This window comes from Oceanibacterium hippocampi, from assembly GCF_900172325.1.
GTDB classification, from domain to species: Bacteria; Pseudomonadota; Alphaproteobacteria; order Sneathiellales; family Sneathiellaceae; genus Oceanibacterium; species Oceanibacterium hippocampi.
On the sequence record NZ_FWFR01000001.1, the window covers coordinates 36,976 to 60,568 of the forward strand.

23 protein-coding genes and 1 tRNA gene are annotated in these 23,593 nt (G+C 67.0%); 15 read left to right on the plus strand and 9 right to left on the minus strand.

Annotated elements, in window-relative coordinates; translation table 11 throughout:
• Positions 1 to 106 precede the first annotated feature (106 nt).
• From OCH7691_RS00175 to OCH7691_RS00190, 4 genes are all read left to right on the plus strand, one after another.
• Positions 107 to 823: a phosphoadenylyl-sulfate reductase gene (locus tag OCH7691_RS00175; RefSeq protein ID WP_085881419.1), complete on the plus strand. Its 717-nt coding sequence runs from the start codon at positions 107 to 109 to the stop codon at positions 821 to 823.
• Positions 824 to 989: 166 nt separating this feature from the next.
• Complete coding sequence (locus tag OCH7691_RS00180) at positions 990 to 1,325, plus strand: DUF2849 domain-containing protein (RefSeq protein WP_139839466.1); 336 nt, start codon at positions 990 to 992, stop codon at positions 1,323 to 1,325.
• 55 nt (positions 1,326 to 1,380) lie between these two features.
• Positions 1,381 to 3,033: a nitrite/sulfite reductase gene (locus tag OCH7691_RS00185; RefSeq protein WP_085883409.1), complete on the plus strand. Its 1,653-nt coding sequence runs from the start codon at positions 1,381 to 1,383 to the stop codon at positions 3,031 to 3,033.
• A complete protein-coding gene (locus OCH7691_RS00190; RefSeq protein ID WP_085881421.1) occupies positions 3,026 to 3,529 on the plus strand; it encodes a DUF934 domain-containing protein in 504 nt (167 codons plus the stop codon). Before OCH7691_RS00185 ends, OCH7691_RS00190 begins: the two co-directional genes overlap by 8 nt.
• Here OCH7691_RS00190 and OCH7691_RS00195 read toward each other — a convergent pair.
• Complete coding sequence (locus tag OCH7691_RS00195) at positions 3,501 to 4,166, minus strand: rhomboid family intramembrane serine protease (RefSeq protein WP_176244869.1); 666 nt, start codon at positions 4,164 to 4,166, stop codon at positions 3,501 to 3,503. The two genes, OCH7691_RS00190 and OCH7691_RS00195, sit on opposite strands and share 29 nt — an antisense overlap.
• Before the next feature lie 365 nt (positions 4,167 to 4,531).
• On the opposite strand from OCH7691_RS00195, the gene OCH7691_RS23140 reads away from it, so the two are divergent.
• Both OCH7691_RS23140 and OCH7691_RS00200 read left to right on the plus strand, forming a co-directional pair.
• The gene (locus tag OCH7691_RS23140; protein WP_176244870.1) at positions 4,532 to 4,687 is read left to right on the plus strand and encodes a hypothetical protein; all 156 of its coding nucleotides are present in this window, start codon (positions 4,532 to 4,534) and stop codon (positions 4,685 to 4,687) included.
• A 170-nt stretch (positions 4,688 to 4,857) separates the two neighbouring features.
• Positions 4,858 to 4,934, plus strand: a tRNA-Arg gene (locus OCH7691_RS00200).
• Between the two features lie 53 nt (positions 4,935 to 4,987).
• On the opposite strand, the gene OCH7691_RS00205 is transcribed toward OCH7691_RS00200, so the two are convergent.
• The 3 genes from OCH7691_RS00205 to OCH7691_RS00215 form a co-directional block, all read right to left on the minus strand.
• Positions 4,988 to 5,731: a hypothetical protein gene (locus OCH7691_RS00205; RefSeq protein WP_085881423.1), complete on the minus strand. Its 744-nt coding sequence runs from the start codon at positions 5,729 to 5,731 to the stop codon at positions 4,988 to 4,990.
• Positions 5,731 to 6,408: a hypothetical protein gene (locus tag OCH7691_RS00210; RefSeq protein WP_085881424.1), complete on the minus strand. Its 678-nt coding sequence runs from the start codon at positions 6,406 to 6,408 to the stop codon at positions 5,731 to 5,733. Before OCH7691_RS00210 ends, OCH7691_RS00205 begins: the two co-directional genes overlap by 1 nt.
• Before the next feature lie 91 nt (positions 6,409 to 6,499).
• Positions 6,500 to 7,648: a helix-turn-helix transcriptional regulator gene (locus OCH7691_RS00215; protein WP_085881425.1), complete on the minus strand. Its 1,149-nt coding sequence runs from the start codon at positions 7,646 to 7,648 to the stop codon at positions 6,500 to 6,502.
• Between the two features lie 215 nt (positions 7,649 to 7,863).
• On the opposite strand from OCH7691_RS00215, the gene OCH7691_RS00220 reads away from it, so the two are divergent.
• The 7 genes from OCH7691_RS00220 to OCH7691_RS00250 all read left to right on the plus strand — a co-directional run bounded on the left by OCH7691_RS00220 (position 7,864) and on the right by OCH7691_RS00250 (position 14,989).
• Positions 7,864 to 9,309: a TrkH family potassium uptake protein gene (locus tag OCH7691_RS00220; RefSeq protein ID WP_176244871.1), complete on the plus strand. Its 1,446-nt coding sequence runs from the start codon at positions 7,864 to 7,866 to the stop codon at positions 9,307 to 9,309.
• Positions 9,310 to 9,383: 74 nt separating this feature from the next.
• Positions 9,384 to 10,151 (plus strand): DUF1194 domain-containing protein, encoded by a 768-nt coding sequence (locus OCH7691_RS00225; protein WP_085881426.1) that lies wholly within the window; start codon positions 9,384 to 9,386, stop codon positions 10,149 to 10,151.
• Positions 10,152 to 10,335: 184 nt separating this feature from the next.
• Positions 10,336 to 11,613: an ABC transporter substrate-binding protein gene (locus OCH7691_RS00230; protein ID WP_085883411.1), complete on the plus strand. Its 1,278-nt coding sequence runs from the start codon at positions 10,336 to 10,338 to the stop codon at positions 11,611 to 11,613.
• Positions 11,614 to 11,672: 59 nt separating this feature from the next.
• Complete coding sequence (locus OCH7691_RS00235) at positions 11,673 to 12,548, plus strand: branched-chain amino acid ABC transporter permease (protein ID WP_085881427.1); 876 nt, start codon at positions 11,673 to 11,675, stop codon at positions 12,546 to 12,548.
• Positions 12,545 to 13,549: a branched-chain amino acid ABC transporter permease gene (locus OCH7691_RS00240; protein ID WP_085881428.1), complete on the plus strand. Its 1,005-nt coding sequence runs from the start codon at positions 12,545 to 12,547 to the stop codon at positions 13,547 to 13,549. Before OCH7691_RS00235 ends, OCH7691_RS00240 begins: the two co-directional genes overlap by 4 nt.
• The gene (locus OCH7691_RS00245; protein ID WP_085881429.1) at positions 13,546 to 14,280 is read left to right on the plus strand and encodes an ABC transporter ATP-binding protein; all 735 of its coding nucleotides are present in this window, start codon (positions 13,546 to 13,548) and stop codon (positions 14,278 to 14,280) included. Before OCH7691_RS00240 ends, OCH7691_RS00245 begins: the two co-directional genes overlap by 4 nt.
• Positions 14,281 to 14,284: 4 nt before the next feature.
• Positions 14,285 to 14,989, plus strand: a complete 705-nt coding sequence (locus tag OCH7691_RS00250) for an ABC transporter ATP-binding protein (protein ID WP_085881430.1) — start codon at positions 14,285 to 14,287, stop codon at positions 14,987 to 14,989.
• Positions 14,990 to 14,998: 9 nt separating this feature from the next.
• Here OCH7691_RS00250 and OCH7691_RS00255 read toward each other — a convergent pair whose 3' ends face one another.
• The 3 genes from OCH7691_RS00255 to OCH7691_RS00265 form a co-directional block, all read right to left on the minus strand.
• Entirely contained in the window at positions 14,999 to 16,534 is a 1,536-nt protein-coding gene (locus OCH7691_RS00255; protein ID WP_085881431.1) for an acyl-CoA synthetase, read from the minus strand.
• A 66-nt stretch (positions 16,535 to 16,600) separates the two neighbouring features.
• On the minus strand, positions 16,601 to 17,356 hold the full coding sequence (locus OCH7691_RS00260; RefSeq protein ID WP_085881432.1) for an SDR family oxidoreductase: 756 nt from the start codon (positions 17,354 to 17,356) through the stop codon (positions 16,601 to 16,603).
• Positions 17,357 to 17,497: 141 nt separating this feature from the next.
• A complete protein-coding gene (locus tag OCH7691_RS00265) occupies positions 17,498 to 18,253 on the minus strand; it encodes an SDR family oxidoreductase (RefSeq protein ID WP_085881433.1) in 756 nt (251 codons plus the stop codon).
• A 179-nt stretch (positions 18,254 to 18,432) separates the two neighbouring features.
• Here OCH7691_RS00265 and OCH7691_RS00270 point away from each other — a divergent pair, with 179 nt between their 5' ends.
• The gene (locus OCH7691_RS00270) at positions 18,433 to 20,130 is read left to right on the plus strand and encodes an ABC transporter ATP-binding protein (protein ID WP_085881434.1); all 1,698 of its coding nucleotides are present in this window, start codon (positions 18,433 to 18,435) and stop codon (positions 20,128 to 20,130) included.
• A 446-nt stretch (positions 20,131 to 20,576) separates the two neighbouring features.
• On the plus strand, positions 20,577 to 21,200 hold the full coding sequence (locus OCH7691_RS00275) for a LysE family translocator (RefSeq protein WP_085881435.1): 624 nt from the start codon (positions 20,577 to 20,579) through the stop codon (positions 21,198 to 21,200).
• 29 nt (positions 21,201 to 21,229) lie between these two features.
• Here the strand turns inward: OCH7691_RS00275 and OCH7691_RS00280 are convergent, their stop codons facing one another.
• Together OCH7691_RS00280 and OCH7691_RS00285 are read right to left on the minus strand one after the other, a co-directional pair.
• A complete protein-coding gene (locus tag OCH7691_RS00280) occupies positions 21,230 to 22,261 on the minus strand; it encodes a histone deacetylase family protein (RefSeq protein ID WP_085881436.1) in 1,032 nt (343 codons plus the stop codon).
• Positions 22,262 to 22,302: 41 nt separating this feature from the next.
• A complete protein-coding gene (locus OCH7691_RS00285) occupies positions 22,303 to 23,592 on the minus strand; it encodes an amidohydrolase family protein (protein WP_085881437.1) in 1,290 nt (429 codons plus the stop codon).
• Between the last annotated feature and the right edge of the window lies 1 nt (position 23,593).

Here is a 23,593-nt window from a genome sequence, read left to right on the forward strand (position 1 = left end):
GTTGATGCATTTTTTTCACGAGTCACATTGACATTAAATCCGCGTCTACATAATTGAAACTGTAGTTCAAATTCGAATCTCAATCATCGGGGCGCGGAGCTTAGGGATGAACGATACCGTCAAGAGCTGCAGCGAGTACGAAGCAGCGCGCCTCCGCGGCCTGTATGGCCATCTGGACGGCGCGGAGCTGCTCGAACCGCTCCTTCGGCGCGAGTTCCAGGGCCGGATCGTCGCCACTTCGTCCTTCGGCGCGGAGGCGGCCGTGCTGCTCTCCCTGATCGCCGATATCGACCCGAGGACCCCGGTGGTGTTCCTCGATACGCTCCGCCTGTTCGGCGAAACCCTGCGTTACCAGCGCGACCTGAGCGACCATCTCGGGCTCGAGGATGTTCGCGTTGTCCATCCCGACAGCGGCGCCCTGGCGGCCCTCGACCCGGACGAGATGCTGTTCGCCCGCGACCCGGATGCCTGCTGCCGGATTCGCAAGGTCGACCCGCTCGGGCCCGCCATCGAAGGCTTCGACGCCTGGATCACCGGGCGCAAGCAGATGCATGGCGGCAGCCGTGCCTCGCTGGAGGTCATCGAGGCGGCCGAAGTGCGGATCAAGGTCAATCCGCTGGCCCGCTGGGACGCCAACGACATCAAACTCGCCTTCCTTGAGCGCGACCTGCCGCGGCACCCGCTCGTCGCCGAAGGGTTCCTCTCGCTCGGCTGCATGCCCTGCACCGAGCGTGTCGCCTCGGGATCGAGCGATATCCGGGGCGGCCGCTGGGCCGGTCGGGACAAGAGCGAATGTGGCATTCACCTGCCTCGCGGACAGTAATACGATATTGTCGTGTGATATATATTTTTTCACACTTCGACTATTGCTTGTGCGGTAATTTCTGCCAATATCACGGGATATAAATGCATTGCCCGGACATGGGCTGACATACGACCGGGAACCGAAGCGGCAGCGCCGCGACGGCGACGACAAAGGAGACGACACAATGGCTCATCGGGTCATCACCGGATCCCTTCTTCGCGAAGGCACGATCGCCTATCTGCGCGTCGAGAACGGCTGTCGTCGCTGGATCGCCACGCTCGGCGAGGCAACGCACGTCGCCGACAAGGACGCCGCGGAGACGCTGCTGGCGGAGGCAATCGCCGATGTCGAAGCGAACCTGATCGTCGCCCCCTATGTCGCCGACATCCGGGTCGAGGATCGGGCCGTCGACGGCATCACGATGCGTGAGCGGATCCGTGCGGCCGGCCCGACCATTCCGCTGCCGTCCGGCGACCGTCGCCGTGGTGCGCGCGGCGATGAAGAACGGCGCGCCGCCTGAGCCGCCAATGGTAGGCGCCGCCCGGACGGCGCCGCCCGGACATAGCAGGACGACGATGTATCAATACGATCGCTTCGATCACCAGATGGTGCGCGAACGGGTGGCCCAGTTCCGTGGCCAGGTCGCGCGCCGCCTGAACGGCGAACTCACCGAAGACGAGTTCAAGCCGCTCCGCCTCCGCAACGGGGTCTATCTCCAGCTCCATGCCTACATGCTGCGGGTCGCCATTCCCTATGGCCTGCTGGCATCCCGGCAGTTGCGCAAGCTCGCCCATATCGCGCGGCGCTACGACAAGGGCTACGGGCATTTCTCGACCCGCCAGAACATCCAGTACAACTGGCCGCGGCTGGACGAGGTGCCGGACATCCTGGCGGAACTCGCCGAGGTCGAGATGCACACCATCCAGACCTCGGGCAACTGCATCCGCAATACCACCGCCGATCACCTGGCCGGCGTCGCCGTCGACGAGATCGAGGATCCCCGGCCCTACTGCGAGCTGGTTCGCCAGTGGTCGACCTTCCATCCCGAATTCAACTGGCTGCCGCGCAAGTTCAAGATCGCGATCAGCGGCGGCGCCCAGGACCGGGCGGCGCTCGCCTATCACGATATCGGCCTTCGCCTGGTGAAGAACGACGCCGGCGAGATCGGCTTCGAGGTGATGGTCGGCGGTGGCCTGGGACGGACGCCGATGATCGCGAAGACGATCCGGGAATTCCTGCCGAAGCAGCACCTGCTGAGCTATCTGGAAGCGATTCTCCGCGTCTACAACATGCTCGGCCGGCGCGACAACATCTTCAAGGCGCGGATCAAGATCCTCGTTCACGAGCACGGGATCGAGAAGATCCGCGAACTCGTCGAGGCCGACTGGGAGGCCACCCGGGATGGCGCCCTGGCGCTCCGTGACGAGGATATCGCCGGGTTCAAGGCCTTCTTCGCACCGCCGCCATACGAGACCCTGCCGGCCAACGACAGCGGCCTCGCCCAGCAGCTCGAAAGCGACCCGGCCTTCGCCCGCTGGCACGGCAATGCGGTCATCGCCCATCGGGTTCCGGGCTATGCGGCGGTTGACATCTCGCTGAAGACCGGCGTGCAGGCGCCCGGCGACGTCACCGACGACCAGATGGACGCTATCGCCGATCTCGCCGACCGCTACAGCTTCGGCCAGATCCGGGTCAATCACCGGCAGAACCTGCTGTTCGCCGATGTCCGGCAGTCGGATCTTCACGCCCTCTGGCAGGCGCTGGTGGACCTCGATCTCGCGACCCCGAACAACGGCAAGCTGACCGACATCATTTCCTGCCCGGGAATGGATTTCTGCAGCCTGGCGACCGCCCGCTCGATCCCCGTGGCGCTCGACCTGCAGCGCCGCTTCGAGGACCTCGATCATCTCTACGATCTTGGCGACCTGACGCTGAACATCTCCGGCTGCATCAATGCCTGCGCCCATCATCATGCGGGCAACATCGGCATCCTCGGCGTCAACAAGAAGGGCGAGGAGCTTTACCAACTCCTGCTCGGCGGCTCGTCGCGCAACGATGCCTCGATCGGTGCTATCACCGGCCCGGGCTTCGCGCCGGACGCGATCGTCGGCGCGGTCGAGGACGTGCTCGCCGTCTATCTGGAACGGCGCGAGGGACCGGAAGAAACCTTTCTCGAGGTCTATCGCCGCCTCGGCGACCAGCCGTTCAAGGAGCGCCTCTATGGATAAGATCCTCAAAGACGGCGTGCTGATCGACAACGAGTGGACCGACGTGACCGGCTACGAGGCGCTGTCCTCGCTTCCGTCCGGCGATATCGTCGTGCCGCTCGACCAGTGGCTGGAACACCGGGCCGACCTGGTGAAGCGGAACAGCCGCCTCGGCGTCCGCCTCAGGAACGACGAGGATCCCGCCCGCCTGGCCGACGATCTCGGGCGGATCGCGCTGGTCGTCCTCGAATTCCCGAGCTTCGGCGACGGACGGGCACTGTCGCAGGCGAACCTGCTGCGCCGCCGCCTGGGCTTCGAGGGCGAGATCCGCGCCACCGGCGATGTCCAGCGCGACCAGATGAACGACATGCGGCGCTGCGGGGTCGATGCCTTCGCCGTTCGCCCCGACCGCGACGCGCTGGCCGCCGCCGAGGCGTTCGACGATTTCACCTATTCCTACCAGCCGACCGCCGACGGCCGGCTGCCGATCAGCCGGATACGCCGCGGCGACGCCTGAGCATGAGGGGGTAGAGCAGACCGCCGGCGAAGAACCCGCCGAGATGGGCCTGCCAGGCAACACCTGCGCCGCCACCGGTCAGCATCGTGCCCACGGGCGTCAATCCGATCACGAAGTTGAGCGCCAGGATGACCGCGACGAAGATCATCGCCCGCGCCGGACCGGCACGCGCCGCCATGAGCCAGGCCGCCGCCCCCATCAGGCCGAATACCCCGCCCGAAGCGCCGTAGACGAGAACGTCGAGTTCGCTCGACAGCACGGTCTGCGCGACCGCGCCGGCAACCCCGCAGACGAGGAAAAGCAGGGTCAGCCGCAGTGAGCCGATCAGGCGCTCGAGCAGGCTGCCGAAGGCCAGGAAAAGGCCGCAGTTCATGATCAGATGCATCAGGTCGTGATGCAGGAACATGTGCCCGATCATGGTCATCGCGAGATCCGGCACGAGCCCCGGCGCGCCGCCCAGGAAGGCGTCGAGCTCGGCGGGCACGAAGCCGAAGGTGACGACGATCCGTTCGCCGGCCGCCGCGGGCAACAGGTTCACCGCTGCGAAGACCGCGACCAGGATCAGGGCGATGATCCGGGTCGCCGGCGGCACGTTGAAGATCGGCGGGCCTTTCGGCCGCGGACTGGACATCGTCATGAGGGGCCCGGGTGACTGGAATGGCTTTCCATAGGACGGATCCAGGCACCCGGGGTCAAGTACGGGCCGTCCGGATAGGGCGGCGCACCGGCATTTCCCGGCGGTCTGCACGCGAGATGGTTGAAAGTTCCCAATACGACCCCATCTATACAGGTGATCGTCTTCCCCTGCGGGCCCTGAATGCGCCCCGGAAGCCAGCCGGCGGCGAGTTTTGCGGCCGCGGCGGATCACGCCTCCCCAATGTGAGACGTTAACGATTAAACAACCATGCCATGAGAATGTCATGGGATCGCAAGAAGACAGACATCACGGTTCGCTACGATTGTAGGAAGAGGTGGTGATTAAGAGTGAAGAAAGTGAAAGACATGAACCATATGCATACTGTGACCGAGACGCCCCGCGCGTCCGTCATTCCGACGCTGCCGGCCGCCATCAAGGCGTCCGAGCGCGAAACGACCCCGGCGAAGTCGGGCCTGACGCGCGCGGAACTCCGCGAGATCGTCATGGACGTGCTCGGCTGAGGCCGAACGGTCCCGCCGGCTGCTGACGCGGCCGGCGCGCAGGGCAACCTGCGCCTAAAGATTCGTCACCGTCGCAGCGGTGGCGTTTTTTTTTGGCCTGATCCTGTGCCCGCGACGACCCCATCCGGAATTGACGCCGCGTCCGCCTTGAGCCTAAAACCTTGGGCAATGTCCCCGTAGCTCAGTCGGATAGAGCACAGGATTCCTAATCCTGGGGTCGCAGGTTCGAATCCTGCCGGGGACACCAGATTTTCCGGTGACCGAAGAGAGCGGTCTCGTCGCCAGTGCCGCTCCGCGTGGCTAGTCCGGATCGGGGCAATCCGTCGTCCAGCCGGTCGGTTCGACCGCGAAGGCCCGGCCGCCGCCGCCCGGATAGTGCCCGGCGCGGAGCGCGGCAGGATCGGGAGCCGGCGCGCCGAACGCCGCGTCGACCTCCAGCAAGCCGGGCTCGACACCGGTCGGCGCCGGGCGGCTGTAGACGGTCAGCGTGAACGGGTTGCGGCCGGGATAATGCGCGCGCATGACCTTTTCCCGGCCCATCGAAGCACCGGGATAAAGCGGACAGCCGAGAGTCCGCAAGGCGACGCCGCGGATAGCCAGCGCATCGAGCAGGTTGTAGCGGCCGCCCGAGCCCTGTTCCCGCCAGTCGAAAGCGATTCCGCCGACGGCCGACGCGCTGCCGGCCAGGGTCACGTCGATGTCACCCAGCCTGCCGGCCAGCCCGTCTGTCGACCAGTGAACTTGGGGCAACCGGGCGCGTGCATCCTCAGCGGCCGGAACGGCCTCCCCCTCGGCCCCGGCGACTGCCAGCAGCGCTTCCGCCATCGGGCCGGCGGCAAGCGCGCGTGACCACCGCGCCCGGCATTCGTCCCGCGCCCAAACCGCGGCCGACGCATCGCGCGCCAGGATCTGCCGTTCGCAGCGGTCGACGAAGACGTCCTCGCTTTCACGCGGCGGAAAGCCGTCGGGCGATGCTGCGGCGACACCGATAAAGGCCGCGAGCGCGGCGGCCGTCCACCGGCATACGCCGGATCGTCGTTGCATCACGCCACGTTCTGGGCCCCGGCACCCTGCCGGGCGGCGATCTCGGCCCGGAGGTCGTTCTGCAGCGCCTGCGCGCATTCGAGCGTGAGGCCGCCGCTCAGTACCGTCTCGTCGCTGCCGCTCCGTGTCCGCAAGGTGACCAGGTAGGAGCGCTCGACCGCCCGCCTGTTCAGTGCCCGCGAGAACATCGCGGACGTGGGCTGGGCGCCGTAGACAAGGCCGCCGCCGGCTGTCCGGTGAACCACCTGGGGTGGCTCGTCCGTCCTGATCCGGCTGCCGCGCCTGAGGTTCAGATCCGCGACGTCCGACAGCGGCCAGGCCTTGTCGCCGCTGCGAATGTCCTGGTCCGACACGGTGATCGTCGCCGGGGTCCGGTAGCGCGCGCCGATCGGGAAGGCAAGCAGGCCCATCGTGACGGGAATGAGGCCGAAGAGGGCAATGATCTCCAACCACAACTGGCTGCAGAGTGCCGCGCCACTGATGAGGAGAACGAGCGCCGCGCGCGAGGCGCGGGCCGGCACGACCTCGAACGTCGTGCCCCCGTCGGCGGACGACCTGACGAAGCGGCTGGTCGCCCTGTTGCCGAGCGTCCGGAACGCGTTCGCCCAGCCGAATTTCGTCAGGAGAACATATCCCGCTGCCAGCAGCAGGAGCAGAACAAGAATTCCCGTACCCATGGCATATCCGCGCGTTGCTGAAACAATCGGACAAAGAGGCCCATTATCCCGGTGCCCGGCGGGGAAAATCGCCCCCTGTTTGGGGGAGAAATCAGTCGGCCTGCCGGTCGAACGCGGCCACGCTGCGGGCGATCAGCGCCACGGCTTCCGCCTGGCGGTGGGTGCCCGTCTTTGCCAGTATCCGCTTCAGATGGGAACGCACGGTGGCCGGCCCGACGGCGCGGCGCCGGGCCACCTGATCGGGCGACAGGCCGTTCGCGAGGTCGGCGGCGATCACGGCTTCGGTCCGGGTCAGCCCGAACAGTTCGCGGAGCACGCGCGTCGTCGCGACCGGCCATTCCGGATCGCGGACCATGACGAGCGCAAGCGGCTGGGCGGCGAGCCGGGCCATTCCGGCCCGCAGCGGCGCGACGAACAAGGTCAGCGGCAAGCGATCGGTCCGCGTGAGCGCCATTGCCGACCCGGGCGGCTCCGTTGGGCCGGTCGCCGTGAGGAGGCATGCCCGTACGAGCTGCATCATGCGCTCCTGAAGCAGCGGATCGCGGAGCGCCAGTCGGCCCTGGCCGAGCGTGAGGACGTCGGCCTCGCGCACGAGCGTCTCGGCCCGTCCGTTCAGCGTCGCGACCCGGCCAAGGCGGTCGACCGCGAAGACGGCCGCATCGATGCGGGCCAGCGCCTCCTCGCCGAACGCCTGGCGGATTCCAGCGTCCGCGAACATCCTGCCGAGCCCGAGGGCGCGCTGAAGGTGGGGCAACAGGATCGAGAGCTTGCGCCGGTCGGCATCCTCGTAGGCGCCGGCCTGCTCCGGGCGATGCACGCCGAGAACGCCGAGCACATCGCCATCCGCCGGGAAGACCGCGCCGACCATGTGGTGGATGTCGAGCGCGCTCAGCCATTCCCGGTAGAAACCGCTCCGGCGCTGCTCGGCCGGGCTGACGAGGTCGTGATCGGTGACGACGCGGCCCGGACCGAAGGCGGCGGAACGCTCGACCCAGAGGTCCTGCCGGTGCCAGTGCGCGGCCCAGTCCTGCCGGCTGTCCGGGATGTGGAGATTGTCGGTGCATTCGAGCAACCGGAAGTCGTCGCCGCCACCATGCAGTTTCAGCACGGCGCTGGTGGAATCCAGGGCCCCGGCGATCTCGCCCGCGATTCCCGCCCAGCCGGAAGCGTCGGCCGCCGCGTCGTAGAAACGCCCGATCAGTCCGAACAGCCGGTCGTCCGGGGCGCTATCCGGCGGCATGGGTCAGATCCCGTCACAAGTCGCACCCGGGAGGGCCGGCGGGCGCCCCGCTACGCGACATCGCAGAACATCGTCTGGATGATGCCGTGCTCCGGGCCGGCGCACAAGAGATCGCGGCGGCAAGGCACGGGATCGGGCTCGACGTTGCCGCCATCCGGCCCTAGGGTTCCCCTGCCCGGCCGATCGCGTGGCCGGGTGCCGGATGCGAGTGCCGAATGGCGAGTCTGACCCCCGTCGTGCGCGTTCTCGGCATGCTGCTGATCGCGCTGGCGGTCACCATGCTGGTACCGCTCGGCATCGACATGTTCTACGAGCGCCAGGACTGGACGGCCTTCCTGCTGTCGGCGACCGTCGCCGCCTTCGCCGGTGGCGCCGCGGTGGCCGCGACCGGCAGCGGCAGCGCCTTCGAGATCGACACCCGGCAGGCCTTCCTGATCACCGGGGCGAGCTGGCTGATCCTGCCAGCCTTCGCCGCCGGCCCGTTCCTCGGCATCGGCCACAGCTATACCGATTCCTTCTTCGAGACCGTCTCCGGCCTGACCACGACCGGCTCGACCGTGCTGGTCGGGCTCGACGACCTGCCGAAGGGAATCCTGCTCTGGCGCTCGTTCCTGCAGTGGCTGGGCGGCATCGGCATCATCGTGATGGCGATCGTGCTGCTGCCCTTCATGCGGGTCGGCGGGATGCAGCTCTTCCGTCTCGAAAGCTCCGACAAGTCGGAGAAGGCGGTCGCCCGGTCCTTTCATTTCGTCTTCTCGATCCTGCTGATCTATCTCGGCCTGACGATACTTTGCGCGGTCGCCTACGCGGTCCTCGGCATGTCGGGCTTCGACGCGGTCAATCACGCGATGGCGACGCTGTCGACCGGCGGCTATTCCACGCACGATGCCTCGTTCTCCTATTTCGTATCGCCCGCACTGCACTGGACCTCGATCGTCTTCATGCTGAGCGGCGCATTGCCCTTCGTGGTCTATATCCGCGTCCTGCAGGGCAAGCGGCAGGCTATCTGGCAGGATCCGCAGGTGCGCTTTCTGCTCGTCATGCTGGCCTTCGTCTGTGTGACGATGGCGCTCTGGCTGACCGCCACGAACGGGGTGCCGATCGGCCGGTCGCTCCGCCTTGTCACCTTCAACGTGGTGTCGGTCGTGACCACGACCGGTTTTGCCAGCGCCGATTACTCGAGCTGGGGCCCGCCGGCGGCGACAGCCTTCTTCCTGCTGACCTTCGTCGGCGGCTGCGCCGGGTCGACGTCGGGGGCGATCAAGATCTACCGCATCCGCATCGCGCTGTCGGTCGTCCGCATGCAGGCGCTGAAGCTGATCACGCCGTCGCGGATCGTGCCGCTGACGTACGGTGGGCGACGTCTGAGCGACGACGCCGCCTACTCGGTCCTGGCGTTCCTGTTCGTCTACCTGGCCTCGACAGCGGCCGTCGCCGTCCTGCTTTCATTCATGGATCTCGATCTGGTCACGGCGCTGACCGCGAGCGCCACGGCGATCTCCAATGTCGGACCGGGGCTCGGGCCGGTGATCGGGCCGGCGGGGAATTTCGCGACCCTCCCCGACGGCGCCAAATGGGTCCTGACGGCGGCCATGCTGCTCGGCCGGCTGGAGATCTTCACGCTCTTCGTGCTGATCAATCCGCGCTTCTGGGAAAACTGACGACACCCCGAAATCCCGCTGAGAAGGGCCCGCGCCATGCTAGGATGTCCGGAACGCGAAATCCGGAGAGCCACATGCGCCTTGCCCCGGGAGCCTTCGTCGCCTGCCTGTTCACCCTGCTCGCCATCGCGCTTGCGCCCCGCCACGCGACGGCCGGGACGGTCGACATCGAACTCGTCCTGCTCGCCGATGCCTCGGGCTCGATCGACGAGGCCGAAACCCTGTTCCAGCGCGCGAGCTATGCCGCCGCGGTCACCGATCCGGCGGTACTCGCCGCGATGACCGGCGGTTACCAGGGACGGATCGCGCTGACCTACGTGGAATGGGGAAACGAATACAGCCAGGACGTTGTCGTCCCCTGGACGGTGATCGACGGAATCGAGGCCGCGACCGTGTTCGCCGAGGCGCTTCTCTCGCAGCCGCGCCGGGCCTTCGGGCTGAACGCGATCGGCAGCGCCATCGCCTTCGCCCATCGGCTGATCGAGGAGAACGACCATGAAGGCCTGCGCCGGGTCATCGACTTTTCCGGCGACAGCGCCAACAACTGGGGCGGAATTGGGATCGAGGCGGCCCGGCGGGCGGCGATCGACGACGATATCGTGATCAACGGCCTGGCGATCCTTTGCCGCGGCTGCAACGGACGCCCGGTCGATTACGACCTGGAGGCGGCGTTCCGCGACTTCATCATCGGCGGCGTCGGCGCCTTCGTCGTCACCGCCGACGACAAGGCGAGCTTCGCGCAGGCAGTGCGCAACAAGATGCTGCTGGAGGTCGCCGGCCGGACCCCCGGCGAGGCTGTCGCGACGGTCTTGGCGGACGATGGCGGCGGAGTCCCGGACTGATCATCCGTCGCCAGACTTGCGCCTTTGCCGGCGGACAGTCCGTGTGCCATCGGGCGAGAAAATTGGGGGGCCAGGCCACCAATTCGACCCTCGCCAGCAATATGCAAACATGCAAAACTCGTTCGTATCCAGCGCGGCTGAACAAGGCCGCCAACAAGATCAAGACAAGGTGGGGAACAGCATCATGACGGACTTCCGGACCGACAATAATGGCAAGACCCGGGGCAGCCGGGCGCTCCCGGTCAGCCGGCGCGGCTTCACGTTGGGCGCTGCCGCGACAGCGGCAGTCCTTGGTGCCCCCGGGATCCTGAAGGGCGCGCGCGCCGCGACACCGCTCAAGATCGGCTGCCTCGCCCCGCTCACCGGCTTCTTCGCCCGCGAAGGCCAGAACTGCAAGCGCGGCTTCGATATCGCGCCGGCGCTGTTGTCCGACATGGGGCACACGGTCGAGATCATGATGGCCGATACCGAGTCCAATCCGGACAAGGCCAGGACCGCGGCCGAGAAGCTGGTCAACGAGGGCGCCCAGGTGCTGATCGGCACCTTCGTGTCGGGCGAGACGGCGGCCGTTGCCCAGGTCGCCGAGCAGCGCGGCATCCCGCACATCATCAATGTCGCCGCCGCGCCGCAGATCACCGAGCAGGGTTACAAGTACGTCTTCCGCAACTTCACGACCGGCCCGATGCTGGTGATCAACGGCCTCGGCCTGATCAAGCAACTGATGCAGAAGGTCGGCGCGACCCCGAAGGGCGCGGTCTTCATGCATGTGAACGATACCTTCGGCACGGCGATGTCGAAGGGTATCGAGGCGCTCTACGGCCGCATGGAGATGCCGTTCCCGATTCTCGAGACGATCGCCTACGACCCGAAGGCCAAGGATCTCTCGGTCGAGGTCGCCAAGGCGAAGGCGAGCGGCGCGGACATCGTCTTCCCGGTCAGCCACGGCGCCGACGCGATCCTGCTGATCCGCGAGATGGTGAAACAGCGCTTCGAGCCGGCCGGCATCATGACTCCCGGCAGCCCCGGCACTTACGAGGCGCAGTTCTACAAGGCGCTCGACAAGTATTCCGAGTTCGTCATGGCCAATGTGCCCTGGATCGATCCGTCGACGGACATGTCGAAGGCCTTCACCGCCGCCTTCGACAAGACCTTCAAGGGCGAACTGATGGAACTCAACGCCGGCTTCTCCTTCGAGGCGGTGCTGATCGCCGCCGATGCCCATGCCCGGGCCGGCAGCGCCGATCCCGGCGCGCTTGCCGACGCCATCCGGGCGACCGACATCGCCGAGCACGTGATGATCGGCGGTCCGATCCAGTTCGACGAGAAGGGCCAGAACGTCAACATCAAGTCGGCGACGCTGCAGAATCTCGACCGCATGCCGACGGTGGTCATGCCCGCGGAATCGGCCCAGCACGAGCCTGTCTACCCGATGCCGGGCTGGCGCGACGCGGCGCGCAAGTGAGCGGCCGCCAGCAACATTCCGGAACCTGACGCGACAAGACAACTGGCAGCACGGACAACATGACCTGGGAACTGGCCGCGAACGTCGTGACCGGAGGCCTTCTGATCGGCCTCGTCTATGCACTGATGGCCCTCGGGCTCTCGGTGATCTTCGGTGTCACCCGCATCGTCAATTTCGCCCATGGCGAAATGACGGTGCTGGCGATGTTCGCCGCGGTCATCCTGTTCCGGCAATTCGGCCTCGACCCGATCCTGATGTCACCGATCGTCGCCGCCGGCCTGTTTGCCCTCGGCTACGGCCTGCAGCGCTACCTGGTCGCACCCTTCGTGACCCGGCCGGAGCATGAGCAGTTCATCCTCCTGCTCGCCGTCGCCTTCGCGCTCACCAACGGCATGCTGATCGTCTTCGGCCCCGAGGCCCAGGGCATCCTGACCGACTATTCCTTCGATTCCTACGAGATCGGACCGCTGATCGTCGACAAGACGAAGGCGATCGCCGGGCTGATCTCGCTGGTTGTCGCCGCCCTGCTGCTCGGCTTCTTCCGCTACTCGGCGACCGGCCGGGCGATCCGCGCCTGCGCCGACAACCTGATCGGTGCCGGCGTCGTCGGCCTTAACGTGCCCTATCTCTACGCCCTCACCTTCGCAATCGGTGCCGCCACGGTCGGCGTCGCCGGCTGCCTGCTCTCGATCATCATGGACGCGACGCCCGTGCTCGGGCCGGAGCTGACCCTGCTTGCCTTCATCATTGTCATCGTCGGCGGGCTCGGCTCGATGACCGGCGCGCTTCTGGGCGGTGTCCTGATCGGCGTGTCCGAGGCTCTTGCCGGCCTGCTCTTCACCCCGTCCCTGAAATCGATGCTGAGCTTCGGCCTACTGATCCTGGTGCTGGTCGTGCGCCCGCAGGGCCTGTTCGGCAAGAGCGGCGCCCGATGATCGCATCGCTCGCCCGACTGCCCGCGCGCGTCCTGCTGGCGACGGCTCTGCTCGGGCTTGCGCTCGCCACGGCGCCGCTGGTCGTCGACGGCTACATTCTCTCGGTCATCCTGATCGCGCTTTACTTTGCCTATGTCGGCCAGGCCTGGAACATCGTCATGGGCTACGCCGGCCAGCTCTCGCTTGGCCACGCGCTCTATGTCGGGCTCGGCGCCTACATGGCCGCGGCACTCTATATCCATGCCGGCATACCGCCGATCCTGGGCGTTTTTCCGGCCGTCGCGGGCGCGGCGCTCGCCGCCGCGATCATCGGCGCGCTGGCCTTCCGGTTCCGCATCGGCGGGGTCTATTTCGCGCTGCTGACCATCGCCTTCGCGGAGTTCACCCGCATCCTGTTCATGCATATCGACTGGCTCGGCGCGACCGAGGGGTTGTTCCTGCCGGTCGAGAACCGGACGACGAACGATCTGCTCAACCTGCGCGGCTCGCCGACGATGTTCTATTACGTGCTGCTCTCCCTCGTCGTCGCCTCTGTGGCGCTTGCCTATTATCTCCGCGAGAGCCGGCTCGGCTTCTTCCTGCGCGCGGTGCGCGAGGACGAGGATGCGGCGGAAGCTTCGGGCATCAACATCTTCCGCGTCAAGATGATCGCCGTCGTGCTGTCGGGCGCGATGACCTCCGTCGGCGGCGTCATCCTCGCCTTCTATTACAACAACCTCTTCCCCTCCGACGTGTTCGGGATGCATCGCTCGATCGAGATCATCCTGGCGCCGATCGTCGGCGGGCTCGGCACCCTGTTCGGCCCGCTGATCGGCGCCTTCGCGCTCGGCATCCTCGGCGAGGGCCTGACCGCTGTCCTCGAGGCGAGCGGCACCTCGACCGCCGGCATCAAGCAGCTTGTCTACGCGGCGATGCTGATCGTCATCATCAAGTTCCTGCCCGGCGGGCTCTGGCCGAGCATCGCGCGGCTGATCCGCCTCGACCGCGGGGGCGAGCGATGAGCGCCCGGACCCTGCTCGAGGTGGCCGGCGTCTCCCGGACCTTCAAGGGCCTGCGCGCCGTCGACGCCGTGTCGCTGAGCGTGACCGAGGGCGCGATCGTCGCCCTGATCGGGCCGAACGGCGCCGGCAAGACGACGCTGTTCAACCTGATCGCCGGCCATCTCGTCCCCGACACCGGCACCATCGACTTTGCCGGGCAGCGCCTGAACGGCCTGCGCCCCGACCGGGTCTGCCGGGCCGGCATCGGCCGGACCTTCCAGATCGTCCGCCCGTTCCTGAAACTGTCGGTGCTCGAGAATGTCGTGGTCGGCGCGCTGCACCGGCGCCGCTCCGTCGCTGAGGCGGAAACCCATGCCCACCGGCTGCTCGGCCTGCTCGACCTCGACGGCATTGCCGATCGCCAGGCGTCGAGCCTGAGCCTGCCCGAGCGCAAGCGGCTGGAGGTCGCGCGCGCGCTTGCCACCGATCCGAAACTGCTGCTGCTCGACGAGGTGATGGCCGGCATGCGGCCGGCCGAGACCGACCAGCTTGTCGAGGTAATCCGCCGCCTGAACCGGGAAACCGGCGTGACCGTGCTGCTGACCGAACATGTCATGCGCGCGGTCATGGCGCTGGCACAGGAGATCTACGTGCTCAACTCCGGCCGCCTGATCGCCCATGGCGCGCCCGAGGAGGTGATCCGCAACGAGGCCGTCCTGGAATGCTATCTGGGCGCCGAGGCGATCGAGTAGGGCCATGCTGAGCGTACGCGACCTCACCCTGTTCTACGGCGATGCCCAGGCACTCGACGGCGTCGGCTTCGACATCGGCGAGGGCGAGATCGTCGCCATCGTCGGCGCCAACGGGGCGGGCAAGACATCGCTGATCCGCGCGGTCGCCGGCATGGAACGACCGGCCGGCGGGACGATCCGCTTTCGCGGCGCCGATATCGCCGGCTGGCCGCCGCACCGGATCTGCAATACCGGCATCGGCCAGGTCGCGGAAGGGCGCCAGATCTTCCCCTCGCTCAGCGTGATGGAGAACCTGCAGATGGGCGCGATGCTGCCGCGCGCGCGCAAGCGTTTCCGGCAGAGCCTCGACGAGGTGATCGCCCTGTTTCCCCGGCTCGAGGAACGCCGCGACCAGGCAGCGGGCACGCTGTCGGGCGGCGAGCAGCAGATGCTGGCGATCGGCCGCTGCCTGATGGGCCGGCCCGAGCTGATCCTGTTCGACGAACCCTCGCTCGGCCTTGCGCCCACGATCGTCGCCGATGTCTTCCGGATCATCCGACGCCTGCACGAAGGCGGCATGAGCATTGTCCTGGTCGAGCAGAACGTATCGGCCTCGCTGCGGCTTTCCAGCCGCGCTTACGTGCTGGAAAACGGCCGCGTCGTCGCCGAGGGCGCGAGCGCCGAACTCGCCAACGATCCGCGTATCCGTCAGGCCTATCTCGGCCTCTGACGCGGCTTGCTAGATGTTGCGTCCGGCGCCTTCCCAGTAGGGCGCGCGCAGCTTGCGCTTGAAGATCTTGCCGGAATCCTCGCGCGGCAACTCGCGGGCGAACTCGATCACCTTCGGGATCTTGTAGTTGGCGAGTCGCTCGGTCAGCCAGCGGCGGATGTCGCTCTCGCCGAGGCCCGCGTCGGGCTGCAATTCGACATGGGCGCAGAGCTGCTCGCCATATTCCGGGTCTGGAATGCCGAAGACCGCGCAATCCTGGACCCCGGGCATGGTCACCAGCACCGCCTCGATCTCGGCCGGGTAGATGTTCACCCCGCCGGAGATCACCATGTCGCGGACCCGGTCGCAGAGGAACAGGTAGCCTTCGTCGTCGACGTAGCCCATGTCGCCGACGCTGATCAGGCCGTGCTTTTCGCACTCGGCCCGCTTCTCCGGCAGCTTGTTATAGGTGAAGTCAGGAAAACCGGCGATCCGGATATAGACCTCGCCGACCGCGCCGGGCGGCAGTTCCCGGCCCTCGGCGTCGAGTATCCGCAACTGCCCGTACTCGATCGGACGGCCGACCGTCCCGGGCTTGCGCAACGCCTCCTCGGCAGTGTGGAAGATCACCCCGCCGGTCTCGGTCGCGCCGTAATACTCGTTGATGACCGGCCCCCACCATTCGATCATCCGGCGCTTGACCTCGGCCGGGCACGGTGCCGCGGCATGGACGACGAATTCGAGCGACGACAGATCGTATTTCGCCCGCACCGCGTCGGGCAGTTTCAGCAGGCGGACGAACATCGTCGGCACCATATGCAGGTGCGTAATCCGGTGGCTCTCAATCAGTCGCAGTAGTTCCTCGGCGTCGAAGCGCGGCTGCAGGATCACAAGACCACCCTCGCGCGCCGCCGAGAGCGCATAGAGGTTGGGCGCCGAGTGATAGACCGGGCCGGTGATCACCGTCCGCATCTTCCGGCCCGGACGGATGTCGAAGATCGTGTCGACCATGGCGCCCAGCCGCTCGGCCATTTCCGCCGTCGCCGGGGTTCGCCGCACGCCCTTCGGCAGGCCGGTCGTACCGGAGGTGTAGATCATGTTGGTCCGCACGCTGGCCGGCGGCGTCGGCCAGGGTTCGTGACCGGCAACCCAGTCGTTCCATTCGGCGCGCCCCTCGGGCACCCGGCAGACCGCATCGGCGAGGCCGTAGGCCGCGCGGATCTCGGGCGGCACCGGCACGACGAGGACGGCGACATCGTCGGGGATCGCGGACGCCATCGAGGCGAGCAGATCAGCGTGGATCACGACTGCCCGGGCACCGCAATCGCGGAGGATGTAGCCGACCTCGTCAGCCTTGAAATGCCAGTTGACCGGGACCGCGTAGGCACCCGCCTGATTGGCGCCGAGAGCCGCCTCGAAGAAGGCGAAGTCGTTGCGGAGAACGAGCGCTACAGCGTCGTTCTCGGCAACGCCCAGCGCCATGAAGCCCTGAGCGGCCCGGGCCGCGCGCGTGAGCAATTCGGCCTGGGACAGTTCCCGGCTGCCGCTCAGAATCCGGCCACTCATCAGGCACCCTCCCCTTGCAGCCGCGTTCTCCTTTTCGTCCGATTGTAGTCCTCTGGTGCGGCTCCGCTAGCCCTTCCGTGCGGGTTGGCCAAGCCGGTCCACGGTCGGCGAGAGAAGGATCTCGTTGATGCAGACATGGTCCGGCTGGGTCGCGACATAATGGATCAGCCGGCCGAGATCCCGGCTCTGCAGCATGCGCGCCATATCCGCCTCACTCGGCGGAACCGGCCGGTTCGCCATGATCGGTGTCGCGACCTCGCCCGGGCAGATGGCGCAGCTCCGGATGCCGTTGCGGCCCTCCTCGATGTTGAGGCTGGCACTCATCGCGACGACCGCATGCTTGGCGGCGATGTAGGCGGGACCGGGCAGGAAATTGACCTGCCGCCCGGCCCGGGACGCGATCTGGATCAACAGCCCGCCGCCCTGGCGGCGCATGATCGGCAGGACGACGTTGCTGGTATAGAAGGTGCCGTCAAGATTGATGCGGACGACATCGTCCCAGTCGCTTTCCTCGAGATCGCCCCAATGGCGCTCCGGAACATTCATCCCGGCGGAGTTGACGAGGATGTCGAGCCGGCCATGACGCTTGTCGATCCGCCCGGCGACGGCAGCGACCGCCTTCCTGTCGGTAACGTCGAGGATCTCGATCTCGGCCGCGCCGCCGGCCGCTTCGATCCGCCCGGCGACTTCCTTCAGCTTCTCTTCCCGTCGGCCAGACAGCACGACCAGCGCGCCGGCCTCCGCCAATGCCTCCGCCCCGGCCGCACCGATGCCGCTGCCGGCGCCGGTGACCCAGACGATCTTGCCCCCCAGTTCGCTCATTACGCTATTCCGCCTTCTCACAAGTTACTTTCCGGAACACAGTAACAGAGCCTTCCATCCGGCCAAGCCCCGGGGGCATGCAATTGTGGCCCCAGGTCCAGGCCGGCTTCCCGGGTCGGCCGCTTGCGGTTGTCTCGCCCGCTAGTCCTTCCGCGCTGCCTGGCTGACGCGGTCCCAGGTCGGCGAGATCAGGACCTCGTTGATGCAGACATGTTCCGGCTGGGTCGCGACATAGCGAATCAGCCGGCCGAGATCCGCGATCTGCAGCATGCGCGCCATTTCCGCCTCTGTCGGCGGCACCGGACGCTTCGCCATGATCGGCGTCGCGACCTCGCCCGGGCAGATGGCGCAACTCCGGATCCCGTTGTGGCCCTCCTCGAGATTCAGGCTCGCGCTCATCGCCACGACCGCATGCTTGGCGGCGTTGTAAGCGGGCCCGGTCAGGAAAGTGACGTACCGGCCGGCCCAGGAGGCGATCTGGATCATCAGCCCGCCGCCCTGCCGGCGCATGATCGGCAGGACCGCGTTGCTGGTATAGAAGGAGCCGTCCAGATTGATGTGGACGACATCGTCCCAGCCGCTTTCGTCGACATCACCCCAGTGGCGCTTCGGCACGTTCAGGCCGGCGGAATTGACGAGGATGTCGAGCCGGCCGTGGCGCTTCCCGATCCGCCCGGCGACGGCGGCGACCGCCTTCTTGTCGGAAACGTCGAGGACCTCGATCCCGGCATGGCCCCCGGCCGCTTCGATCCGCCCTGCAACTTCCTTCAACTTGTCCTCGCGGCGCCCCGACAGCACGACCAGCGCCCCGGCCTCCGCCAACGCCTCCGCCCCGGCCGCGCCGATACCGCTGCCGGCGCCGGTAACCCAGGCGACCTTGCCCCCCAGTTCGCTCATGTCGTTCTCCTGCCCTGTTTATCGGTTGCTTTTCCCGGATACTGTAGCAGAGCCTTTTGCTCGACCAGGGTCGAGACTCCGTTGCAACGGCCGCAAGGGTCAAAGCGGTGTTCTTGGACGAACCGCTATGCTATTGCCTCGCCCGCGGCGCTGCCCCGGGCGCCCGTTTCGGAAATGCCATGCGGAACGTCTTACGAATTTTCCTGACCACCCCGGGTCCGGCGAAATGGACGGCGGTGATCAGCCTGATCGTCGCCGGTTTCGCCGAAAGCATCGGCCTGGCGACCCTGCTGCCGCTGCTCACGACCGCGATGGGCGATGCCAACGATCCCTCGCCGGTCAGCCGGATGGTGCGCGAGGGGTTGGCGATGATCGGCCTGCCCGCCGATCTCGAGATCCTGCTCGCGATCGTCGTTCTCGGCGTGACGGTGAAGGCGGTCTTCGTCATGATCGCGATGCGCCACGTCAGCTACACGATGGCCGACGTCGCGACCTATCTCCGCACCGCGCTGGTCCGCAACGTTGCGGCCGTCGAATGGCGCTATTTCACCCACCAGCCGGTCGGCCGGATCGCCAACGCGCTCAGCCTCGACGCCAACAACTCGGCACGCGCCTACCTGCTGGCGACGATGTTCCTCGCGACTCTGATCCAGTCGGCCTTCTACGTGGTGGTCGCCTTCTTCGTCTCGCCGAGGCTCGCCCTGGTCGCCTTCGTCACCGGGATGCTGCTGATCCTCGTGCTGCAGCCGCTGGTCCGCATCTCGCGCAAGGCCGGCAAGCGCCAGCGCGCGCGGACCGAGGAACTGGTGACGCTGCTCTCGGACACCATGGGCAACATCAAGCCGCTCAAGGCGATGGCCCGGCAGGAACATTTCGCCCACTTCTTCGACGAGAAGATCTCGCTGCTGCGGACCGCGATCCGGCGCGAGGCGCTGAGCAACCTGGCGATGAAGAACATCCGCGAGCCGATCCTGGTAATGCTGATCGCCGTCGGCTTCCTGGCGACCCGGAACAGCCTCGAGATCGGCGTCCCGGAACTGCTGGTTATGGCGCTGATCCTGCAGAAGACGGTGAGCACGATGGGCCGGGTCCAGCAGCAGTTGCAGACCGCCGTCGCGGTCTCCGCCGCCTACTGGTCGGTGCGCCGCCTGATCGAGGAAGCGGCCGACCAGCGCGAGGACCTGTCGGGTGAGGTCGCGCCGACGCTCCGGACCGCCTGCGTCTTCGACAATGTCAGTTTCGCCTATGGCGACGAGCCGGTCCTCGACCGGGTCTCACTGGAACTTCCCGCCCGCAGCCTGACCGTGCTTACCGGCGCATCCGGGTCCGGCAAGACGACGATCATCGACCTGCTGCTCGGCCTGCACCGGCTCGACAGCGGCGAGATCCTGATCGACGGCATCCCGCAATCGCGGATCGACCTGCGCGCCTGGCGCGGGATGATCGGCTATGTGCCGCAGGAACTCACCCTCTTCCACGACACCGTGCTCGCCAATGTCACGCTCGGCGATCCGGCGATGACCGAGGCGGAGGCGCGGGCGGCACTGGAAGCCGCCGGCGCCTGGGATTTCGTCGAGCGGCTGCCGAAGGGCCTGCAGACCATCGTCGGCGAACGCGGCAGCCAGCTTTCCGGCGGCCAGCGACAGCGCATCGCGCTCGCCCGGGCGCTGATCGGCAAGCCGACGCTGCTCATTCTCGACGAGGTGACGAGCGCGCTCGACCCGGAAACCGAGGCGGCGCTGGCGACGAAGATCCACAGTCTCGCTGCCGAGCACACCATCGTTGCGATCAGCCACAACCGGGCACTGGTCGAACAGGCCGACCGGATCTACGACCTCAGCCGCGCCGGCGCCCGCCTGGTCGACGCGGCGGAGTGATTGCGCTCTACTCGGCGCTCCAGACCGGGCTCACGGTCTCGTCGAATATCCGGTTCGACAACGAATTCGGATAACGTCCCCTGCCATAGCGGATTGCCGCATCCACGCGCCGGAACAGCGGGCCGCGCCTCGAAGGCACGGAGAGTGGGCAATGGTGGCGGTCGCCCGGACATCGATCTCATGGTTGCGTATGGCTCAATCATGGAATGCGAACAATTCGATTGTCAGGACGCTCGCTCTGCGGCACGAGATAGACCGACAGCAATTACCGGTCTTCGCAACATCAGATGACGACCAGCACCATGATGCCCCCTGCGCAGCGATTGGCACCGATCACGGCATGCCGCTCGCCTTTCGGCGTTGTCGCCATCCCGACGGCTGTCCTCGGGAAGCCGGACCGCCGGCTGTCAGACCCGGCATCACGCGACCTCGGAAAGGAATAGCGGATGAGCATCGAGAGCTGGCTGATCTACCTCCTGGCCGCCGTTGGCCTCTCCCTGACCCCGGGCCCGAATGGCCTGCTTGCTCTCACGCATGGCGCCAGCTTCGGTCTGCGACCCACGGTGCATACCGTTCTCGGCGGGGCTCTCGGCTTCCTTCTTCTTATCGCCGCGTCGTTGGCCGGAATGGGGGCATTGCTCGCCGCGTCGGAAGAGGCCTTCACCGTCGCCAAGTGGATCGGCGCGGGCTACCTGATCTATCTCGGCGCGCGTCTCTGGCGGGCACCTGCCATTTCGGTCTCCGACGCCCCCGGTGGCGCAAGGCCGCATGGCCGCAGTTCCGCGCGGCGGTTCAACCAGGGCTTCATCGTGGCGGTCTCGAATCCCAAGGGGCTGATCTTCTTTGCCGCCTTTCTCCCGCAATTCATGGTGCCGGGCACATCGTTCCTGACCCAGATGATCGTGTTCGGCGGGACGTTCGTCCTGATCGAGGTCATCTACGAGCTGCTGCTGGCGGGCCTTGCCCAGCGAATTGCTCCGTGGCTCGCGCGCTACGGCCGGTGGTTCAACCGCGTGACGGGCGGGGCCTTCATCGGTATCGGTGCGGCCCTCACGATGGCGACCCGCTAACCGACAACGACCGGCGAAAGACACTGCCGTCAGGCGGCGTCGAGGTAGCCCTTCAGCACGTTCACGACATTGACGCCGAGGGCATCGACGGCATAGCCGCCCTCCATGACGATCAGGGTCGGCAGGCCGATGCCGGCGATCGCGGCGCCGATATGCAGGAAATCCTCGTGCTCCAGCCGGAAGCGCGAGATCGGGTCGTCCTTGAAGCTGTCGACGCCGAGCGAAATCACCAGCGCCTCGGCGCCGAACGTCCCGATCCGGCCGACCGCCTGTTCCAGTGCCTGCTCGTATCCGCCCCAGGCCGTGCCCCAGGGCAGCGGATAATTCGCCGTCGCACCCTCGCCCGCACCGCTCCCGGTTTCGTCCGCATGGCCGAGGAAGAAGGGATATTCCTGGCGCGGGTCGGCGTGGATCGAAGCGAAGAAGACATCGCTCCGGTCGTCGAAGATGGTCTGCGTGCCGTTGCCGTGATGATAGTCGACATCGAGGACCGCGACCCGCTCCGCGCCGCCGTCGCGGAAGGCCTGGGCGGCAATCGCCGCGTTGTTCAGGAAGCAGTAGCCGCCGAAATAGTCGCCGGCGGCGTGATGGCCGGGCGGGCGACAGAGGGCGAAGGCCATGCGCTCCCCGCCGCCGACCGCGGCAGCCCCGCCGAGCGCCACCTGGGCCGAGGCATAGACCGCCTGCCAGGTCCCGGCGGTGAGCGGCGTCCCTGCGTCGAAGGAGAAATAGGAGAGCTTGCCGTCGATGCTGTCCGGTTCGACCGACCGCATGCCGCGCACCGCCCAGTTGAGCGGCAACGCGTCATAGTCGCCATGCTCGGCGACCCATTTCGGCCAGGCGGTCTGGAGGAAGCCGAGATAGTTGGCGGCATGGATCCGGGCGATCGGCGCCAGGCCGTGATCGCCGGGGGCGACGATCTCGCCAAGCCCGGCCGCCCTGACATGGCGGAGAACGATGTCGGCCCGGACCGGTGCCTCGTGGCAGGGTTCGAGCCTGCCGTCGATCAGCTCGGCCTTGCCGTCCTGCAGGCGATGATCGTCGCTGTAGTATGTCAGCATCGCGGTATCGTCCCGTCTGTTCGCCCGGCCGTCTTGCGCCCTCAGCGGGTCGCGGCGGCGCGCGCAAGTTCGAGTGTAGCGGGCCGCCCCGGCAGATCCATCCGGGTCGTCCGGGGCGCCGTCTCGGCGATCACCCGGCCGCGACGGACGACGAAGAGCCGTGTCGGCTTGAGCCGGATCGCCTCGATCGGATCGGCGGCCTGCAGCACCACGAGGTCGGCACGGGCGCCTTCCTCGAGTCCGTAGCAGTCCAGGTGCAGGATCGCGGCCGGCCGCGAGGTGACCGCGTCGAAGGCGTCGCGCATCGCCGCAAGCGAGGTCATCTGGCCGACATGCACGGCCATGTGCGCCACCTCGAGCATGTCGGCGGAACCCAGCGAATACCACGGGTCCATCACGCAATCATGGCCGAATGCGACATTCACGCCGGCGGCCAGCAGCTCCGGCACCCGGGTCATGCCGCGCCGTTTCGGATAGCTGTCGTGGCGTCCCTGGATGGTGATGTTGATCAGCGGGTTGGCGATCGCCGCGACGCCCGCCTCGGCGATCAGCGGCAGCAGCTTCGAGACATAGTAATTGTCCATCGAATGCATCGAGGTTAGGTGCGAGCCGGCGACCCGGCCACCGAGCCCGAGGCGCACGGTCTCCGCAGCGAGAGTCTCGATATGCCGCGACATCGGATCGTCGGTCTCGTCGCAATGCATGTCGACCAGCAGGCCGCGCTCGGCGGCGATCTGCATGAGCGCCCGGACCGATTCCGCGCCGTCGGCCATGGTGCGTTCGAAATGCGGGATGCCGCCGACCACGTCGACGCCCTTGTCGAGGGCACGCAGCAGGTTCTCCCGCGCCTTCGGGTAGCGCAGGAAGCCGTCCTGCGGAAAGGCGACCAGTTGCAGGTCGAGATAGTCGCGGACCCTGTCGCGCACCTCGATCAGGGCATCGACGGCGAGCAGCCGGTCGTCGCAGATGTCGACATGGCTGCGAACAGCGCCGATCCCCTGGGCGACCGCCATGTCGCAATAGGCGAGCGCGCGGTCGACCAGCGCCTCGTGCGTCAGATGCGGCTTCAATTCGCCCCACAGGGCGATGCCCTCCAGCAGCGTGCCGCTCTCGTTCATGCGCGGCAGGCCGAGCGACAGCGTCGCGTCCATGTGGAAATGGGCGTCGACGAAAGGCGGTGTGACGAGCTGACCGGTGGCGTCGATCTCGCGGCCCGCCTCGACGTCGAGCGCCGGTCCGATGGCGGCGATCCGGCCGTCGCTGACGGCGATATCCTGGCCCTGCCGGCCGTCCGGCAGATTGGCCCCGCGAATGACAAGGTCGACCGGCATT

Excerpts from the sequence above, each read along its gene's own strand:
- OCH7691_RS00175 (WP_085881419.1), top strand. The coding sequence starts at position 107 with ATGAACGATACCGTCAAGAGCTGCAGCGAGTACGAAGCAGCGCGCCTC.
- OCH7691_RS00180 (WP_139839466.1), top strand. The coding sequence starts at position 990 with ATGGCTCATCGGGTCATCACCGGATCCCTTCTTCGCGAAGGCACGATC.
- OCH7691_RS00185 (WP_085883409.1), top strand. The coding sequence starts at position 1,381 with ATGTATCAATACGATCGCTTCGATCACCAGATGGTGCGCGAACGGGTG.
- OCH7691_RS00190 (WP_085881421.1), top strand. The coding sequence starts at position 3,026 with ATGGATAAGATCCTCAAAGACGGCGTGCTGATCGACAACGAGTGGACC.
- OCH7691_RS00195 (WP_176244869.1), bottom strand. The coding sequence starts at position 4,166 with ATGACGATGTCCAGTCCGCGGCCGAAAGGCCCGCCGATCTTCAACGTG.
- OCH7691_RS23140 (WP_176244870.1), top strand. The coding sequence starts at position 4,532 with ATGAACCATATGCATACTGTGACCGAGACGCCCCGCGCGTCCGTCATT.
- OCH7691_RS00205 (WP_085881423.1), bottom strand. The coding sequence starts at position 5,731 with ATGCAACGACGATCCGGCGTATGCCGGTGGACGGCCGCCGCGCTCGCG.
- OCH7691_RS00210 (WP_085881424.1), bottom strand. The coding sequence starts at position 6,408 with ATGGGTACGGGAATTCTTGTTCTGCTCCTGCTGCTGGCAGCGGGATAT.
- OCH7691_RS00215 (WP_085881425.1), bottom strand. The coding sequence starts at position 7,648 with ATGCCGCCGGATAGCGCCCCGGACGACCGGCTGTTCGGACTGATCGGG.
- OCH7691_RS00220 (WP_176244871.1), top strand. The coding sequence starts at position 7,864 with ATGGCGAGTCTGACCCCCGTCGTGCGCGTTCTCGGCATGCTGCTGATC.
- OCH7691_RS00225 (WP_085881426.1), top strand. The coding sequence starts at position 9,384 with ATGCGCCTTGCCCCGGGAGCCTTCGTCGCCTGCCTGTTCACCCTGCTC.
- OCH7691_RS00230 (WP_085883411.1), top strand. The coding sequence starts at position 10,336 with ATGACGGACTTCCGGACCGACAATAATGGCAAGACCCGGGGCAGCCGG.
- OCH7691_RS00235 (WP_085881427.1), top strand. The coding sequence starts at position 11,673 with ATGACCTGGGAACTGGCCGCGAACGTCGTGACCGGAGGCCTTCTGATC.
- OCH7691_RS00240 (WP_085881428.1), top strand. The coding sequence starts at position 12,545 with ATGATCGCATCGCTCGCCCGACTGCCCGCGCGCGTCCTGCTGGCGACG.
- OCH7691_RS00245 (WP_085881429.1), top strand. The coding sequence starts at position 13,546 with ATGAGCGCCCGGACCCTGCTCGAGGTGGCCGGCGTCTCCCGGACCTTC.
- OCH7691_RS00250 (WP_085881430.1), top strand. The coding sequence starts at position 14,285 with ATGCTGAGCGTACGCGACCTCACCCTGTTCTACGGCGATGCCCAGGCA.
- OCH7691_RS00255 (WP_085881431.1), bottom strand. The coding sequence starts at position 16,534 with ATGAGTGGCCGGATTCTGAGCGGCAGCCGGGAACTGTCCCAGGCCGAA.
- OCH7691_RS00260 (WP_085881432.1), bottom strand. The coding sequence starts at position 17,356 with ATGAGCGAACTGGGGGGCAAGATCGTCTGGGTCACCGGCGCCGGCAGC.
- OCH7691_RS00265 (WP_085881433.1), bottom strand. The coding sequence starts at position 18,253 with ATGAGCGAACTGGGGGGCAAGGTCGCCTGGGTTACCGGCGCCGGCAGC.
- OCH7691_RS00270 (WP_085881434.1), top strand. The coding sequence starts at position 18,433 with ATGCGGAACGTCTTACGAATTTTCCTGACCACCCCGGGTCCGGCGAAA.
- OCH7691_RS00275 (WP_085881435.1), top strand. The coding sequence starts at position 20,577 with ATGAGCATCGAGAGCTGGCTGATCTACCTCCTGGCCGCCGTTGGCCTC.
- OCH7691_RS00280 (WP_085881436.1), bottom strand. The coding sequence starts at position 22,261 with ATGCTGACATACTACAGCGACGATCATCGCCTGCAGGACGGCAAGGCC.
- OCH7691_RS00285 (WP_085881437.1), bottom strand. The coding sequence starts at position 23,592 with ATGCCGGTCGACCTTGTCATTCGCGGGGCCAATCTGCCGGACGGCCGG.